This is a genomic window from Dokdonia sp. Hel_I_53, assembly GCF_007827465.1.
Lineage (GTDB): Bacteria > Bacteroidota > Bacteroidia > Flavobacteriales > Flavobacteriaceae > Dokdonia.
Genome location: NZ_VISL01000001.1, coordinates 2,694,752 through 2,711,194 on the forward strand (window position 1 = coordinate 2,694,752; position 16,443 = coordinate 2,711,194).

Sequence of the window (16,443 nt, forward strand, 5' to 3'; positions counted from 1 at the left end):
ATTTAGCGGTGCGTTTTTGTGTTTAAGAATGAAATAATTTCAGAAAGCGGTGTTTTGTAGTCAAACCACTTAATACTTTCATCACGTCGATACCATGTTAATTGCCTTTTGGCAAAGCGACGAGTATTTGTCTTAATATTTTCAATAGCTCTTTCTAGCGTAACTTTTCCTTCAAAATATTCAAAAATTTCACGATACCCTACAGTGATAAGTGCGTTGTTGTGCTTTCGCGAAAGCAAACTGCGTACCTCTTCTACTAATCCATTTGCAATCATAATATCCACCCTTTTATTAATACGCTCATAGATTACTTCACGATCTGCAGATAGGCCTAATTTAATTGTCTGAAAATCTCTCTGAGTCCTAGGTTTGTTTCGATATGAAGAAAAAGAATTCCCAGAAGACAGACAGACTTCTAGTGCTCTTATAATCCGCTGTGCGTTAGATATGTCTACGATTCTGTAATATTCTGGGTCCTTCTCAAAAAGTAAATTTTGTAAGGCAACAACACCTTCACTTTTGAAAAGTTCTTGCAGTTGATCTCTTATTCCTGGTTTAACTTTAGGAAAATCATCAAGACCATTTATTACTGCATCTACATACATCCCAGAACCGCCTACCATTACAAGCTTGTCATGTTGTAAATGGAGTTGTTTTATTTTTGAAATGGCATCCTTTTCAAACTGTCCCACGCTATATGGATCATCGACAGATAGATGTTGTATGAAGTGGTGTGGTGCTGCAGCGATCTCATCAGGTTCTGGAACTGCAGTCCCGATATACATTTCTTTAAAGAATTGACGAGAATCTGCAGAAAGAATTTCAGTGTTATACTGCTGTGCAATTTTTATAGACAAGGCAGTTTTACCTATGGCAGTAGGGCCTACTATGGCTATGAGATATTTATTCATTTATAAAAAGTGAATGCCCACAATTATGACAAAAAAGAGCATCATCGCGATGTTTTCTAGCATTGCAATTTTCACAAGCTTGTGTATTCATATGAACGTAATCCTCTCCGTCTATAGTAATTTTACTTGCGTCTTGATCTTTTGCATATTCTGCACTCACAATTCCTGTAGGTACAGCAATAATGCCATATCCCATTATCATAATAATTGCGGCAATTAACTGTCCTAATGGAGTTACGGGAGCAATATCTCCAAAACCTACAGTAGTTAGAGTTACAATACACCAATAAACACTTACTGGAATACTTGAAAAACCACTTTCCTCACCTTCTATCATATACATTAGGGTTCCAGCAATGATGCACAGTATGAGAACGGCAAAAAGAAAAATACTCACTTTTGCTTTACTATCTTTTATTGCCTTTGCTAGTTTATTAGACTCCCCTACATACCGAGTTATTTTCAAAATTCTAAATACCCTAAGAAGTCTTAAAGCACGTATGGTAAGCAATGCGTTTGAACCGATAAAAAAGAAAGCAAGATATTGTGGTATGGTAGAGAAAAAATCTATTAGCCCGTAAAAACTAAAAATATAAGTGGATGGTTTTTTTACCGTGATAATACGCGCAAAATACTCTATGGTAAAAAATATAGTGATAATCCATTCACCTATTTCAAAAAAATCATGATACCTAGCACCTATACTTTTTACACTTTCTAACATAACAAGTATGATACTTGCAAGAATTAGAATGAGTAGTATTACGTCAAAAGATTTTCCAGCAGGAGTATCTGCTTCATATATAATATCGTGCAGCTTCTGTCGCCAGTTATATTTACTGTCTTTTTCCAAAGTGTAAATGTTTTATTACTTAAAAATACTTTTATATAAATTATACGCTCTTTAATTCATCAAGAGGAATAATTTTTAATTTTTTCTTACTTCGTGTGTAACTTTGGATAATATGTTGTGCATCTCTATTATTATCCATGGAGGTTATAATAGACTGTAGTGCATCTCTATCGGGAAGTTCTAAATTAGACTTATAATAACCTACTCCTTTAAAAATACCCTCTTCTATAAGAACAATCGAGCGTTCATCTTTATTACGACCTCTATCCATAATGACCATATTTCTATTTTGGAAACTATGCTTGCTTATGAAAGCTTCTACGCGGAGGTTGTACAGGTCTGGTGTTTCTTTTCCTACGCAAGCACCATTACATTTACCGATACCATGATTAAAGCAACTTCCAGATTTATTGTAAATTGATTTATTCAAGCACAAGTCGTAAGAACTAATAATTCGATCGAGATTTGCTCTTGCACTCATAGAGTTGCTAAAAGTGGTAATGGCTTGCTTGCGACCATCAGCTTTCTCTGTTTTTAAATGAATATAACCTTCTTGATCCTTAAAGTGAGTTAATTGAACTTTGAACTTTGAGCGCCTCAACGCCCTATTAAATTTAGGTTTGTGAAGTTTTATTTCCTCATTTTCTTTAAGTAATGCGATGAGTTCACTTCCCGTCTCTTCAAAAGAGACACTTTCTACATCTTCTTGAATTTTTTTACTCTTACGGTTGTCGTTTGTAAAATGCTGTGTAAGACGCTTTCTCATATTCTTGCTTTTTCCTATATAGATGATTGTATTGTTTACGTCATGTATATAGTACACCCCTGTTTCTGAAGGGACACTTTTAATGAGTTTTTTAAGCTTCGTATCCATATGTTTTTTAGGAAACGAGCGTACTGCAGCAGTAATTCTTTCGTTTTCAACATCTCGATCTTTTAAAACCTCAAAGAGTTTTACAGTTGCAAGGGCATCCCCATCTGCACGATGTCTGTTAGACATAGATATACCTAGGGCTTTGGTGAGTTTTCCTAAGCTATAGCTACTATGTCCAGGCAATAATTCTTGAGAAAGCTCAACAGTGCATAAGGTAGTTCTGTTAAATGTATAGCCCAGTCTATCAAACTCAAGGTTTAAAATGCGATAATCAAACTGAGCATTGTGAGCAACTAGGATGCAATTTTCTGTTATTTCTATAATTCGTTTGGCAATCTCATAAAATTTTGGGGATTCACGTAACATTTCGCTATTAATCCCTGTAAGTCCTACTACAAAAGCCTGTATGGGGCGTTCAGGATTTACTAGTGTTACAAATTGATCTACGATTTTAGTGCCGTCATATTTATATATGGCGATCTCTGTAATACCTTCTTCGTTGTATTTTCCTCCTGTAGTTTCTATGTCGAGTATAGCGTAGATAGAATTTGTATTTATTTGAAAAATTAGTTATTAAATGTATTAGTTATAATTTCGTTCCCCAAAAATACTACTTCCTACTCGTATCATAGTACTTCCATGATTAACAGCTAGTTTATAATCGCCACTCATTCCAGATGATAGAATTGAAAGTTTTGCGCTTTCGCGAAAGCGTATAAACAAACCTTCAAGCAACTCAAACTCTGCAGAGACTTGATCTTCATTATCTGTAAAGGTAGCCATACCCATCAATCCCAGTACTCGCACATGAGGGTAGTTTTCAGAAATTTTTTCATCAAAAAAGCTAATCACTTCAGAAACTGGCATCCCAAATTTTGAATCTTCTCGAGCAATTTTCACTTGAATCAATACATTGATCACACGATTATTTTCTTTTGCTTGTTTGTCTATTTCTTTGAGAAGCTTAAGTCTGTCTACAGCGTGTATAAGATCAACATAGGGTGCCATATATTTCACTTTATTAGTCTGTACGTGACCTATCATATGCCATTTAATATCCTTTGGCATCTGCTCCCACTTCTCTGTCATTTCTTGGACTTTATTTTCTCCAAAAATGCGTTGTCCAATTTCATAAGCTTCCATAAGATCGCTTACAGGCTTGGTTTTAGATACCGCGACTAAAGTAACTTGGTCAGGTATGCTTTCACGAAAGCGAACTATATTCTCTGCTATGCTCATTAAAATTCGTAAATGGTGATTCCGCTTCTTAGCTTAGGCTCAATATACGTACTTTTTGGGGGCATTTTAAGTCCAGCGTCTGCAATTTCTTTAAGTTCTTCGATTGTGACAGGAAGCATACCAAAGGCAACAGCATATTCTCCACTATCAACTCGATCTTTTATAGCACTTATTTCTTTACGACCGTCTACATAATCAATACGACGATCATTACGAACATCTTTAATCTTTAAAATGGGCTCTAGGATTGTTTCGCATAATATTTGAGTATCTAATTTATCTAATGGAGAATGAAACTCTCGTAGACTATGTCTTAAATAAAGACTGTAGTACTCTCCATCAAGGTACATGTTAAAATGGTGTTTTTTTGAGGGTTTGTATAAAACACTACCACGATTTTCTATGCGGAAATAACCATCAAGAGCAATTAAAAAAGACTCTTTAGTTAAGCCATTTAAATCCTTAATGAGTCTATTAAACTCATAAATCCTTAAATCTGATTCAGGGATTAAAAAACTCATAAAATGTTGAAAGGACTCTTGTTGTTGATGATCTTTTGAGAGCAGTGCAGATGAGGCTGACCTATGATGACCATCTGCAATGTAAAGGGTATCAATTTTAGAAAAAGAATCTTTTATTTTTCTTACCTGTACAGCATTAGTTACGGGCCATAAATAATGTGTGTCACGGTAAGTAGTAGTAAATTCATACTCTGCTCTTTGTGTCATTATTGTATCAATGATAGTTGTCAACGTGTCATTTTCTGGATATGTAATCAACACGGCTTCTGCATTAAAACCTACGGTTTCTAGATATTGTTTAAAGAGAGTCTCACGGTGCTCTATGGTGTTTTCATGTTTCTTGATACAGTCATTTTTATAATCATTTACACAGGCAGAAGCTATAATGCCTACATAGGAATTCTGTTCACGATCTACAATTTTATAAATATAATAGGCAGGTAATTCCTCTTGAAACAAAATACCCTCTTCTTTAAATTCTTGATATCTATTTTTTACTAATTTAAAACGTTCTTTGCCTAAAACTTCTTTGTCATACTTGTACCCAGGATTTATGATGTGTAGAAAAGAAAATGGATTCTGAGACATTCTAAAATCTCTTCCTTCTTGGTCGTAAAACTGATAAGCGCGTGTAGCTACCAGCCCCACTTTATCTCGTGTGGGTCGTACCGCTTTAAAAGGAAGAACATTTGCCATTTTATACTAGTATCTGAACCAAATGTTAAGAAAACATGGCTGCTACTTTTTCAGCTTTTCTATGTTCTGTATAATCATAAAACCCTTCTCCGGATTTTACACCAAATTTTCCTGCTCTTACCATATTAACAAGCAGTGGGCATGGAGCGTATTTAGGATTTTTAAAACCATCGTGCATCACTTCTAAGATAGAAAGACAAACATCTAAACCGATAAAATCGGCTAACTGTAAAGGGCCCATTGGGTGTGCCATACCAAGTTTCATCACAGTGTCAATTTCATATACACCAGCAACTCCATTGTATAAAGTCTCAATAGCTTCGTTTATCATAGGCATTAAGATGCGGTTAGCTACAAAACCTGGGTAGTCATTTACCTCTACAGGAGCTTTGCTAAGCTTCTTAGAAAGCTCCATGATAGTAGAAGTTGTCTCGTCACTGGTATTATAACCACGTATAATTTCTACAAGTTTCATGATAGGTACTGGATTCATAAAGTGCATTCCTATCACTTTATCAGATCGATCTGTTACAGCAGCTATTTGTGTGATGGAGATCGAAGATGTATTTGTCGCAAGTATGCAATCTTCTTTGGTAGCTTTGTTTAAAGATTCAAAGATTTTTAGCTTTAAATCTACATTTTCTGTAGCTGCTTCTACTACTAGATCGGCATGTTGAACACCTTCTTCAAGGTTTGTGTAGGTGGTAATGGCATCTAGAGTTTCTTGTTTTTCAATAGCGCTTATCTTTTCTTTGGCCACCATTCTATCTAAATTTTTAGAAATGGTATTCATGCCTCGGTCTAGTGAATCTTGTGAGATATCTACTAAATTAACTGAGTAGCCGCTTTGGGCAAATGTATGTGCGATACCATTACCCATTGTTCCTGCTCCTATAACTGCTATTTTCATATGTTTATTTTTATACTCCTGTATACACAGGTTATGTTATTGTTTTTCGAAAAACAAATTAATATATTAAAAGTCTGCAATAATCATTTTTGCAACACGTAAGGCCTCTGTTCCTGCTTGAAGAGAAACAATAGGGGGTGTGTTTTCTTTTATCGCTTTCGCGAAAGCGTCTAATTCATCTAAGATGGCATTATTACCAGCAACCTCTGGATTGTCAAAATAAATCTGCTTCTTTATACCCTCTGCATTTTGTAGAATCATCGCAAAATCATCAGTGTTTGCTGGTGCATCCTTCATTTTTACAACTTCCACTTTTTTCTCAAGAAAATCTACTGAAATATAAGCGTCTTTTTGAAAGAATCGGGATTTACGCATATTTTTCATAGAGATACGGCTTGCCGTGAGGTTTGCAACACAGCCATTTTCAAATTCAATACGAGCATTTGCAATATCTGGAGTTTCGGAAATAACAGAAACACCGCTAGCATTTACAGTTTTTACAGGGCTTTGCACCACGCTTAATATGGCATCAATATCATGAATCATTAAGTCTAAAACCACTGGTACATCTGTGCCACGAGGATTAAACTCTGCCAGTCTGTGTGACTCGATAAACATGGGTTTGTTTATGGCATTATTTACAGCCATAAACGCAGGATTAAAGCGCTCCACATGTCCTACTTGACCCAATACATTATATTCTTGCGCAAGTGCAAGTAATTTTTCTGCTTGGTTAACTGTATTCGTGATAGGCTTTTCTATAAAAAGATGTTTCCCCGCTTTAATTACTTTTTCTGCACTTTGATAGTGGAAGGTCGTTGGAGTCACAACATCTACCATGTCGCAGGCAGCTATTAAATCTTCTTCTGTGTCGAAAGCAGTGTATCCAAATTCTTTAGACACCCGTTCTCTCACTTCCTTAGAGCTGTCGTAAAAGCCTATAAGCTCATAATTTTTTGAAATATTGAGAAGTTTTAAGTGAATCTTCCCTAAGTGTCCTGCACCTAGAACGCCAGCTTTAAGCATAATTGAAAATTTTGTGTAAAAATAAGGTTTTACAAAAGATTATGTGGCTCCTTATAGTAATCCATCTAAAGATTATTGAGACAATAATTACAGCAAAAGTTTGAATAATAGTTTGTGTAAAAATTTTTAGCGTTTCATTTTTATAGCTACTTACTTTTGACCTATTTTAGTATCGATGAAAGATACTACTCGCCACCAAGGAAAAAGACGTTTGTTAGTCCAAGTTCTCCAAGATAAAGGCATTGCAAATGCTGCAGTGCTTAAGGCTATTGGTAAAATACCGCGTCATTTTTTTATGGACAGTAGTTTTGAAGATCACGCTTATCAAGACAAAGCCTTTCCTATCGCGGCAGATCAGACCATCTCACAGCCCTATACCGTGGCCTTTCAAAGTGAACTCATGCAAATAGAAAAAGGAGATATGGTTCTAGAAATAGGTACAGGCAGTGGGTACCAAACTGCTGTGCTCTGTGAATTGGGAGCTAAAGTATTTTCGATAGAGCGTCAGCAAGAATTGTATAAAAAAACAAAATTATTTCTTAGCAAACTTGGGTATCGTCCACGCTTTTTGAGTTTTGGAGATGGTTATAAAGGACTTCCAGAATATGCTCCCTTTAATAGTATCATTGTTACTGCTGGAGCACCCTACGTTCCTAAACCACTTCTCTCGCAACTCAAAGTAGGAGGGAGGCTCGTAATACCGGTGGGAGACGATCCGCAAATTATGCATTTGTATGTAAGAACTAGTGAGACTACATTTGAAAAAAAAGAATTTGGAGAATTTAGGTTTGTGCCCTTACTAGAAGATAAGAATTAGCGCGTACGCATAAGGTCTAGTATCTTTACAATTATGGAATTTTCTTCAAAACTTCTTGAGAATGCTGTGTATGAGATGTCTCAATTGCCTGGGATAGGTAAGCGTACAGCATTAAGACTTGTCCTTCATCTCTTGAGACAACCAGCCTCGCAAACGCATCACCTTGCCGAAGCTCTAAATACCATGAGGGATACAATAAAGTTCTGCAAACAATGTCATAACATCTCAGATGTAGAGTTGTGTGAGATTTGTTCTAACCCCCATAGGGATTCTAGTCTTGTTTGTGTTGTAGAAGATGTAAGAGATGTCATGGCTATTGAAAATACAAGTCAATATCGCGGGTTATACCACGTATTGGGTGGTAAAATTAGTCCGCTAGATGGTATAGGTCCTCAAGATTTAAATATATATTCTCTTATAGATAAGGCTAAAAGTGGAGAACTTAAAGAAGTCATATTTGCTTTAAGTTCAACAATGGAGGGTGATACAACAAACTTTTACATTTATCGGCAGTTAGAGTCATATGACATAGCGACTTCAACCATAGCTAGAGGAATATCTGTAGGTGATGAATTGGAGTTTGCAGATGAGGTTACCCTAGGTCGTAGTATATTACACCGTATTCCTTTTGAAAATTCACTTAAGAATTAAAGGCTTTGAATTAATAGAATAGATCAAAGTATAGATGTTTTTCACTAATAAGAGGTAGGCTTGAAACTTTCAATTATCATTGTGAACTATAACGTACAGCACTATTTAGAGTTGTGTCTCGATAGTGTGGTAGCAGCTACTCGTAATATAGATAGTGAAGTCATCGTTGTAGATAATGCTTCGGTAGATGAGAGTGTTGCTATGCTAGTTAGAAAGTTTCCAGATGTTATCGTTATCACTAATACTTCCAATTTAGGATTTTCCAAAGCAAATAATTTGGGAGTTGGGGCAGCTACGGGTGAATATATTTGTATTTTAAATCCGGATACTGTTCTAGGAGAGCATGTTTTTGATGAGGTTTTTGCTTTCGCGAAAGCAAAAAAAACACCAGGTATTATAGGTGTGCGATTAGTTGATGGTACAGGACATTTTTTGCCAGAAAGCAAGCGTAATATTCCTACACCAAGTGTGTCACTCAAAAAGATTTTAGGTTATGATAGCGCTTATTATGACTCGAAAATTACTGTAGAGGGAAGCGGAGAAGTAGCTGTTTTAGTAGGTGCCTTTATGTTTTTAAAAAAAACGTCTTATTTAGAGATAGGCGGTTTTGATGAGCGTTATTTTATGTATGGAGAGGATATTGATCTTTCCTATAGTATATTGAAACAAGGGTATAAAAATTATTATTTAGGTGCTAGTACCATCATTCACTTTAAAGGGGAAAGTACAATTAAGAATAAAGTGTATAGGGAGCGTTTCTTTGGAGCTATGACTCTTTTTTATACGAAGTACTTTAAAAGAAATAAACTAGAACAACTGCTCGTGCAGGTAGGGGTAAAAGTTGCTCTATTAAAATCAATACTGAGCCTTAAAATAGGAATACGTAAAGATCAACTAGAAAAGTACAGTCCTACAGCTTATATCCTTGTGAGTAATCAAGAAATTTTACTTGATAGATTACAAGTTGCGGTTTCAAAGCCTATAAGAATAGCAGGATGTCTAAAACATTTCTCAGCTGGCGAAGAAGTTTTTTTTGATGCCTCTTATGTCTCTTACATACATATTATTAAGGAAATTATAACACATAAGCATAGCGGACTCACATTTAAAATTATTCCTAAAAACAGTACTTTTGCAGTAGGAAGTAATAGTAGTGATGGGAGGGGAGATATAATACATTTTGGTGAAGAGAATTGATATATTCTTATCGTAAAATGTATTTTAATGTTATTTTTACAAAATTAATGATTTTAAACAGCTTCAGTTTACGAATATGGCAAGATTTGAATTAAAACTACCTAAAATGGGAGAGAGTGTTGCAGAAGCGACACTTACAGCATGGTTAAAAGAAGTAGGAGATACTATCGAGGCAGATGAACCTGTACTTGAGATCGCTACAGATAAGGTTGATAGTGAAGTGCCAAGTGAAGTAGATGGCGTCTTAGTGGAAAGATTATTCGAAGTAGATGACGTAATTGCTGTAGGGCAAACGATTGCCATTATAGAAATAGAAGGAGAGGGAAGTTCAGATGCTACACCTGAACAAGGAGAGACTGGACAAGATGCAAAGCCTACGATAGAGAACATAGCTGCCGTAGCTCGAACTGTATCCGCAGCTCAAGATACCCTAGCAACACCTGTAAGTTCTGGAGATCGATTCTACTCTCCATTAGTTCGTAATATGGCTAAGGAAGAAGGTGTTTCTCAAGAAGAACTTGATGCTGTCATGGGGACGGGTAAAGATAACCGCGTCACTAAAGATGATATGCTTGCTTATCTTAAAGATAGAGATACCTCAGGAAAGTCAACTGTAGATCAGAAAAACCCATCAGCAGCCTCTAAGCAAGCTACAGTAAAATCTCCAGCCACAAAAGCAGCTCCTGTAAGTGTTAATGGTGAAGATGAAATTATAGAAATGAGCCGTATGGGTAAACTTATTTCTCATCATATGGTAGCGTCTGTACAGACGAGTGCACATGTGCAGTCATTTATAGAGGCAGATGTTACAAACATTTGGAACTGGAGAAAGAAAAATAAAGATGCATTTATGAAACGTGAAGGTGAAAATTTAACCTTCACACCTATTTTCATGGAGGCAGTAGCAAAAGCGATACGTGATTTCCCTATGATTAATATATCTGTAGATGGAGATCGCATTATCAAAAGAAAAAATATTAACCTAGGTATGGCAGCCGCCTTGCCAGATGGTAACCTTATTGTTCCGGTAATCAAAAATGCAGATCAACTCAACCTCGTAGGTATGGCAAAATCTGTAAATGATATGGCTGGAAGAGCAAGAGATGGTAAGTTAAAGCCAGACGATACACAAGGAGGAACCTATACAGTTACTAATGTAGGTACCTTTGGTAGTATCATGGGAACACCTATAATTAATCAGCCACAAGTAGCTATCCTAGCTCTAGGAGCTATACGAAAAGTTCCAGCTGTAATTGAAACCCCAGAAGGAGATTTTATAGGAATACGTATGAAAATGTTCTTATCACACTCTTATGATCACAGAGTAGTCAATGGCGCATTAGGAGGTCAGTTTGTGCAAAGAGTGGCGCATTATTTAGAAAATTTTGACCCAAAAAGAGAATTATAATTTCAAGCGAAATTTAAGATTTATAATAAAGGAAAACGTGGCAAAAGCTGCGTTTTTCCTTTTAAAATACCTCTGGTTTTTTAGATACGCTTTCGCGAAAATCTGATTTTATTGAACAGTATGAATAGAAGTCATAACGGTCGAGAAGGTCATAAAAGTGAATATAAAAAGGTAGCCGATTGAAAAGTAGATTTTTTCTTAAAAGAAAGCACTCTTAAATCTAGCTCTAAAATCAGTATTTTTGTGACATGCAATTAAAACTAACAAGACCTATTTGCTTTTTTGATCTTGAAACAACAGGAATCAATGTCGCAAAAGACAGAATCGTAGAAATATCCATATTAAAAATTTTTCCAGACGGTAGAGAAGAAGAACTCACAGAGCGTATTAATCCAACGGTTCCCATTCCTGCTTCTACTACAGCTGTACATGGCATTACTGATGCAGATGTTGCAGACAAGCCCACCTTTGCAGAGCGTGCAAAAGATATTCACGATATGATTAAGGATGCAGACCTTGGAGGTTTTAACTCGAATCGCTTTGATATTCCTTTATTAGTAGAAGAATTATTAAGGACTGGTATAGATTTTGAAATGAAAAACCGAAATGCAGTAGATATTCAAAATATCTTTCATAAAATGGAACAACGTACGCTTGTAGCAGCTTATAAGTTTTATTGTGGCAAAGATTTGACAAATGCTCATAGCGCAGCTGCAGACACGCGTGCGACCTATGAGGTTTTAAAATCACAAATAGAGCGTTATGATGAGCTAGAAAATGACATGAAGTTTTTGGGAGAATTTAGTACTCGAAAAAAAAATGCTGACTTTGCTGGGTTTATTGGTTATGATAAGGATGGGATAGAAATTTTTACTTTTGGAAAGCATAGGGGTAAAAAAGTAGAAGAAGTATTAGATAGCGAGCCAGGGTACTTCGGTTGGATTCAAAATGCAGACTTTCCATTATATACTAAAAAAGTTCTTACAGCAATTAAATTAAGAAAGCTCAACACAAAGTAATAGGATGAAATTAATCTGTATAGGCCGAAACTACGCTAAGCATATTGAAGAATTGGAAAATGAGAGACCAGAGCATCCCGTGGTCTTTTTAAAGCCAGACTCTTCAATTTTACTCAAAAAACATCCATTTGTAATACCACCATTCTCAAATGATGTGCATCACGAAATAGAAATTCTTGTAAAGATTAATAAAATTGGTAAGCATATTGATGAGAAGTTTGCTCACACTTATTACAGTGAAGTAGGCTTAGGTATAGATTTTACGGCAAGAGATCTGCAGTCAGAGCTAAAAGCAAAAGGCTTACCGTGGGAAAAAGCAAAAGGCTTTGACGGAGCGGCAGTAATTGGAAATAAGTGGATTAATAAAGAAAATTTTAACTCTGTAGATGATATACCATTTAGATTAGAAAAAAATGGGGAAGTGGTACAAAAAAGTTCCACTAGCCAAATGCTTTGGAAAATAGATGCCTTAATAAGCTATGTTTCTCAGTATTTTACTCTTAAAATCGGTGATATTATATTTACGGGTACACCTGAAGGTGTAGGGCGCGTTCAAGAAGAAGATAAGTTAAAAGGATTCTTAGGAGATACGGAGTTGTTTTCTATAAATGTGAAATAATTATGTCAAAACACTATAATTTAAAACAAGTAAGGGAGATTGCAGGAGGAGATGAAGACTTTGTAGGAGTCATCGTAGCAACCTTTCTTGAAGAAATACCACCAGATTTAGAATCAATGCAAAACGCCATTGAGAATAATAATCATAAAATGGCGTATCAATTTGCACATAAAATGAAACCCAACTTAGATATGTTTGGTATTGATTTACTCGGGCAAATTAAAGCAATGGAAAAATGGAGTAATTCTAACAAGCCTACGAGTGCTATACAGTCACAGTTAGACGATATAACTAATACACTTATGATTGTTATAGAAGAGCTAAGAGAAGATTTTTAAATGACCGCAGAAATTATAACTATAGGAGATGAAATTCTTATAGGCCAGATAGTAGATACTAATAGCGTCTTTATTTCAAAAGAACTCAATAAAATTGGAGTGTCTGTGTATCAAATTACTTCGATTCAAGATGATAAGCAGCATATTCTGGAAGCGTTTGATGCTGCTCAATCTAGAGTTGATTTAGTAATCATTACTGGTGGTTTAGGACCTACAAAAGACGACATAACAAAGCATACCATTTGTGAGTATTTTGAAGATAGGTTAGTTCATAATCAAGAGGTGCTAGAACATATTACTTTTTTATTTAAAGAGTATGTAAAAAAACCATTGTTAGAAGCAAACAAAACACAGGCAGAAGTGCCTAGTAAAGCAGAGGTGTTGCTCAATCGGTTTGGGACGGCACCTGGAATGTGGTTAGTTAAGGGTAACACGATTTTCGTTTCTATGCCGGGAGTCCCTCATGAGATGAAAGGTATAATGACAAACGAAGTTTTGCCTAGGCTTCAAGAAAAATGTAAGCTTCCTTTCATACTTCATAAAACTTTTCTAACCTACGGAATGGGTGAAAGTGCAATCGCAGAGCGCATAGAAGCATTCGAAAGTGATTTACCTCCATCTATTAAACTTGCTTATCTTCCATCTCTTGGAAAAGTACGTTTGCGATTATCTTCTAAAGGAAGTGATCAAGCATTACTAAGCAAGAATGTAGAAGAACAGTGTGAAAAACTATTGCCGCTGATATCAGATATTTTTACGGGATACGAAGATGAAGGTGAATTTGAAGAGGTAATAGCTAATTTGCTAATTGCACAAGGTAAAACACTTGCAATAGCAGAAAGCTGTACGGGTGGTAATCTTGTAGAACGATTTACCTCACATCCCGGAGCTTCTAAATATTTAAAAGGAAGTCTGGTTACCTATGCGACACAATCTAAAATTGATATTTTAGGTGTTGATGCAGCAATTATTGAAAAGCATTCTGTTGTAAGCAGTCAGGTTGCAGAGCAAATGGCGGCAAATGCTCGCAAATTATATAAATCTGATATTGCTATAGCCACTACAGGTAATGCGGGTCCAACTAAAGGAGACTCTGACGTAGAGGTTGGAACTATATATATAGGCATTGCAACAAAAGATAAGGTGCAGAGCTATCATTTTATGATGGGCAATCATCGAGAACGAGTGATTGGAAAAACAGTAAATAAATCTTTGGAGCTTTTAAAAGCCCTTCTGATAAAGAAATAACATAGGAGTAAGTACGCTTTCGCGAAAGCGAATAATAGAGTTGTATATCTATCTATTAGTAAGATAGATCATGTCCTAGTAAAATAAACAGTAAAAAACTGTAAATAAGTTTTGCAGTGACTTATAAAATTGCGTATTTTTGCACCCTGTTTTGAAATAACTATATAAAGTTTTAGTAATGTCTAGAGTTTGTGAGCTTACAGGTAAGAGAGCGATGGTAGGAAACAATGTTTCTCACGCTATGAACAAGACCAAGCGTAAATTTAACGTGAATCTTGTAAAAAAACGTTTTTACCTTCCAGAAGAAGATAAATGGGTCACTTTAAAAGTGTCTACATCTGCTTTAAAAAATATCAATAAAAAAGGAATTGATGCCGTGATTAAAGAAGCACGTGCAAAAGGTTTCTTAACTAAATAATCCCATAAAGTAAACCGAGATGGCAAAGAAAGGGAACAGAGTTCAAGTAATACTAGAATGTACAGAGCATAAAGCAACTGGGCAACCAGGTACGTCTAGATATATCACGACAAAAAATAAAAAGAACACTCCAGATCGTATGGAGTTGAAGAAATTCAACCCTGTACTTAAGAAAATGACTGTTCATAAAGAAATTAAGTAAGTTATGGCAAAGAAATCAGTAGCATCTTTACAGACAGGATCTAAGCGTTTAACAAAAGCGATTAAAATGGTAAAGTCTCCAAAAACTGGAGCTTACACATTTGTTGAGTCAGTAATGGCTCCAGACTTAGTAAACGATTTCTTAGCTAAGAAATAAGTTTATATTCTAAGATATTGAAAGCCTGCTTCATCATATGAAGCGGGTTTTTTGTGTTTTAATGTGATTTTATTTGAATGCGTATATTAGTTGTAGTCTTAATAATTTGAGGTGTCATCTTTATAACCATCTCTAGCAAGTAGAGAGGCTTTTCAATGTAAAGAGTAGAGCTTTTTGTTTACTTAGAGAAGTTGATCAACATGCTTATTTTAGTTAGAATCATAGTCCGTTTTAAGTGCAGTTATATTAAAATATAATAAAGGCTCTCCAATCTAGGATCGTACAGGTGGCTCCTTTAAGAACACAACTCTTTGTATTCTAAAATCGATAGTATTCCCTAATTCTTTTAATAGATTTGTGTTGCCTGCTAAGCATAATTTATAAAACCCTCTATCTATTCTGCAGTTACTGGCTTTTTAACTAAGGCAGTAATTACAAAATAGAGTCCGATAAGTATAAAAGGTATACTCAAGACTTGACCCGTATTCAAATCAAAGATCCAATCTTCGCGACCTTCTACTTGTTCTCTTTTAAAGTTTTCTACTATAAGGCGTACCGTCATAAGGAGTAGTAGGAAAAGACCAAATAAAAGACCTGGTTTATTACGCGAGTTTGTTTTCCAATATAAACCGAATAAAATTAAAAAGACAAATACATATCCAAAGGCCTCCATTAATTGACCCGGATAACGATAAGGTATTGCACTTATAATTTCTGCAAACTGAGGATTATCTGTAAGTGCTTGATACGCTTCTTTAGGATTTTTAATAGAAGTAAGGGCTACAGCACGACGTTCTGATATCTCGTCTTGTACAAATTGCATTCCAATGGCGCTGTCTGTAATTTTCCCTACCATTTCAGAATTCAAAAAATTTCCAATTCTAACAAATATAGCTCCAGATGCACACGTGATTACTACGCGATCCAATATCCAAAGTACAGATTTGTGAAGTACTTTTTTATTATATAACCAAAGGCCAAAAATAGTAGCAATGGCTGCACCGTGACTTGCTAAACCTCTAAAGCCTGTAAATTCAAATTCTGGAACAAATCTAAATGGAAGAATTACAGATAACGGATCTTGCCATAGTAATTCGGTTTGATAAAAGAACACATGCCCAAGGCGAGCACCTACAAGTATAGATACTACAGCATAAATAAATAGGCTGTCTAGCTTTTCTACAGGAACATTCTCACGCTCAAACATTTTTTTCATTAAGTAAAATCCTAACGAAAAGGCAACGACAAACATTAAACTGTAAAAGTGAATGGTAAGAAATCCTAGGTCAAGACCAGATATTGGATTCCATGTAAATTTCAGTGGGAGTAACAAATTCATA

Annotated in this window: 19 protein-coding genes; 11 read left to right on the forward strand and 8 right to left on the reverse strand. The window is 35.6% G+C overall.

The window, feature by feature from the left end; all coding sequences use genetic code 11:
- Window positions 1–2: 2 nt before the first annotated feature.
- The 7 genes from miaA to OD90_RS12130 form a co-directional block, all read right to left on the reverse strand.
- Window positions 3–911 (reverse strand): tRNA (adenosine(37)-N6)-dimethylallyltransferase MiaA, encoded by a 909-nt coding sequence (miaA, locus tag OD90_RS12100; RefSeq protein ID WP_144669422.1) that lies wholly within the window; start codon window positions 909–911, stop codon window positions 3–5.
- Complete coding sequence (locus OD90_RS12105; RefSeq protein ID WP_144669423.1) at window positions 904–1,764, reverse strand: ion transporter; 861 nt, start codon at window positions 1,762–1,764, stop codon at window positions 904–906. Before OD90_RS12105 ends, miaA begins: the two co-directional genes overlap by 8 nt.
- A gap of 40 nt (window positions 1,765–1,804) precedes the next feature.
- Entirely contained in the window at window positions 1,805–3,181 is a 1,377-nt protein-coding gene (locus OD90_RS12110; RefSeq protein WP_144669424.1) for an exonuclease domain-containing protein, read from the reverse strand.
- A gap of 39 nt (window positions 3,182–3,220) precedes the next feature.
- Window positions 3,221–3,877, reverse strand: coding sequence for a YggS family pyridoxal phosphate-dependent enzyme (locus OD90_RS12115; RefSeq protein WP_144669425.1), 657 nt, complete (start codon window positions 3,875–3,877; stop codon window positions 3,221–3,223).
- Window positions 3,877–5,094 (reverse strand): DUF1015 domain-containing protein, encoded by a 1,218-nt coding sequence (locus OD90_RS12120; protein ID WP_144669426.1) that lies wholly within the window; start codon window positions 5,092–5,094, stop codon window positions 3,877–3,879. The genes OD90_RS12115 and OD90_RS12120 overlap by 1 nt, the downstream gene beginning before the upstream one ends.
- A gap of 25 nt (window positions 5,095–5,119) precedes the next feature.
- Window positions 5,120–6,004: a 3-hydroxyacyl-CoA dehydrogenase family protein gene (locus OD90_RS12125; protein WP_144669427.1), complete on the reverse strand. Its 885-nt coding sequence runs from the start codon at window positions 6,002–6,004 to the stop codon at window positions 5,120–5,122.
- A 66-nt stretch (window positions 6,005–6,070) separates the two neighbouring features.
- A complete protein-coding gene (locus tag OD90_RS12130; RefSeq protein WP_144669428.1) occupies window positions 6,071–7,030 on the reverse strand; it encodes a Gfo/Idh/MocA family protein in 960 nt (319 codons plus the stop codon).
- Window positions 7,031–7,205: 175 nt separating this feature from the next.
- Between OD90_RS12130 and OD90_RS12135 the strand changes: the two genes are divergently transcribed.
- From OD90_RS12135 to OD90_RS12185, 11 genes are all read left to right on the forward strand, one after another.
- Window positions 7,206–7,847, forward strand: a complete 642-nt coding sequence (locus OD90_RS12135) for a protein-L-isoaspartate(D-aspartate) O-methyltransferase (RefSeq protein ID WP_144669429.1) — start codon at window positions 7,206–7,208, stop codon at window positions 7,845–7,847.
- Window positions 7,848–7,880: 33 nt separating this feature from the next.
- On the forward strand, window positions 7,881–8,498 hold the full coding sequence (gene recR, locus OD90_RS12140; protein WP_144669430.1) for a recombination mediator RecR: 618 nt from the start codon (window positions 7,881–7,883) through the stop codon (window positions 8,496–8,498).
- A gap of 60 nt (window positions 8,499–8,558) precedes the next feature.
- A complete protein-coding gene (locus OD90_RS12145) occupies window positions 8,559–9,695 on the forward strand; it encodes a glycosyltransferase family 2 protein (protein WP_144669431.1) in 1,137 nt (378 codons plus the stop codon).
- Window positions 9,696–9,771: 76 nt separating this feature from the next.
- Window positions 9,772–11,103: a dihydrolipoamide acetyltransferase family protein gene (locus OD90_RS12150; protein WP_144669432.1), complete on the forward strand. Its 1,332-nt coding sequence runs from the start codon at window positions 9,772–9,774 to the stop codon at window positions 11,101–11,103.
- A gap of 248 nt (window positions 11,104–11,351) precedes the next feature.
- Window positions 11,352–12,122, forward strand: coding sequence for a 3'-5' exonuclease (locus OD90_RS12155; RefSeq protein ID WP_144669433.1), 771 nt, complete (start codon window positions 11,352–11,354; stop codon window positions 12,120–12,122).
- A 4-nt stretch (window positions 12,123–12,126) separates the two neighbouring features.
- On the forward strand, window positions 12,127–12,741 hold the full coding sequence (locus OD90_RS12160; RefSeq protein WP_144669434.1) for a fumarylacetoacetate hydrolase family protein: 615 nt from the start codon (window positions 12,127–12,129) through the stop codon (window positions 12,739–12,741).
- Window positions 12,742–12,743: 2 nt separating this feature from the next.
- On the forward strand, window positions 12,744–13,079 hold the full coding sequence (locus OD90_RS12165) for an Hpt domain-containing protein (protein WP_144669435.1): 336 nt from the start codon (window positions 12,744–12,746) through the stop codon (window positions 13,077–13,079).
- A complete protein-coding gene (locus OD90_RS12170; protein WP_144669436.1) occupies window positions 13,080–14,327 on the forward strand; it encodes a competence/damage-inducible protein A in 1,248 nt (415 codons plus the stop codon).
- 178 nt (window positions 14,328–14,505) lie between these two features.
- Window positions 14,506–14,745, forward strand: a complete 240-nt coding sequence (rpmB, locus tag OD90_RS12175; protein ID WP_144669437.1) for a 50S ribosomal protein L28 — start codon at window positions 14,506–14,508, stop codon at window positions 14,743–14,745.
- 19 nt (window positions 14,746–14,764) lie between these two features.
- Window positions 14,765–14,947 (forward strand): 50S ribosomal protein L33, encoded by a 183-nt coding sequence (gene rpmG / locus OD90_RS12180; protein WP_079721361.1) that lies wholly within the window; start codon window positions 14,765–14,767, stop codon window positions 14,945–14,947.
- A gap of 3 nt (window positions 14,948–14,950) precedes the next feature.
- The gene (locus tag OD90_RS12185; protein WP_144669438.1) at window positions 14,951–15,103 is read left to right on the forward strand and encodes a DUF4295 domain-containing protein; all 153 of its coding nucleotides are present in this window, start codon (window positions 14,951–14,953) and stop codon (window positions 15,101–15,103) included.
- A gap of 394 nt (window positions 15,104–15,497) precedes the next feature.
- On the opposite strand, the gene lgt is transcribed toward OD90_RS12185, so the two are convergent.
- Window positions 15,498–16,442 (reverse strand): prolipoprotein diacylglyceryl transferase, encoded by a 945-nt coding sequence (gene lgt / locus OD90_RS12190; protein ID WP_144669439.1) that lies wholly within the window; start codon window positions 16,440–16,442, stop codon window positions 15,498–15,500.
- Window position 16,443: the final 1 nt, after the last annotated feature.

Coding starts and splice junctions, on each gene's coding strand:
- OD90_RS12130 (WP_144669428.1), bottom strand. CDS start 7,030: ATGCTTAAAGCTGGCGTTCTAGGTGCAGGACACTTAGGGAAGATTCAC.
- OD90_RS12135 (WP_144669429.1), top strand. CDS start 7,206: ATGAAAGATACTACTCGCCACCAAGGAAAAAGACGTTTGTTAGTCCAA.
- recR (WP_144669430.1), top strand. CDS start 7,881: ATGGAATTTTCTTCAAAACTTCTTGAGAATGCTGTGTATGAGATGTCT.
- OD90_RS12170 (WP_144669436.1), top strand. CDS start 13,080: ATGACCGCAGAAATTATAACTATAGGAGATGAAATTCTTATAGGCCAG.
- OD90_RS12160 (WP_144669434.1), top strand. CDS start 12,127: ATGAAATTAATCTGTATAGGCCGAAACTACGCTAAGCATATTGAAGAA.
- rpmB (WP_144669437.1), top strand. CDS start 14,506: ATGTCTAGAGTTTGTGAGCTTACAGGTAAGAGAGCGATGGTAGGAAAC.
- OD90_RS12120 (WP_144669426.1), bottom strand. CDS start 5,094: ATGGCAAATGTTCTTCCTTTTAAAGCGGTACGACCCACACGAGATAAA.
- OD90_RS12125 (WP_144669427.1), bottom strand. CDS start 6,004: ATGAAAATAGCAGTTATAGGAGCAGGAACAATGGGTAATGGTATCGCA.
- miaA (WP_144669422.1), bottom strand. CDS start 911: ATGAATAAATATCTCATAGCCATAGTAGGCCCTACTGCCATAGGTAAA.
- OD90_RS12115 (WP_144669425.1), bottom strand. CDS start 3,877: ATGAGCATAGCAGAGAATATAGTTCGCTTTCGTGAAAGCATACCTGAC.
- OD90_RS12155 (WP_144669433.1), top strand. CDS start 11,352: ATGCAATTAAAACTAACAAGACCTATTTGCTTTTTTGATCTTGAAACA.
- OD90_RS12150 (WP_144669432.1), top strand. CDS start 9,772: ATGGCAAGATTTGAATTAAAACTACCTAAAATGGGAGAGAGTGTTGCA.
- rpmG (WP_079721361.1), top strand. CDS start 14,765: ATGGCAAAGAAAGGGAACAGAGTTCAAGTAATACTAGAATGTACAGAG.
- OD90_RS12165 (WP_144669435.1), top strand. CDS start 12,744: ATGTCAAAACACTATAATTTAAAACAAGTAAGGGAGATTGCAGGAGGA.
- OD90_RS12185 (WP_144669438.1), top strand. CDS start 14,951: ATGGCAAAGAAATCAGTAGCATCTTTACAGACAGGATCTAAGCGTTTA.
- lgt (WP_144669439.1), bottom strand. CDS start 16,442: ATGAATTTGTTACTCCCACTGAAATTTACATGGAATCCAATATCTGGT.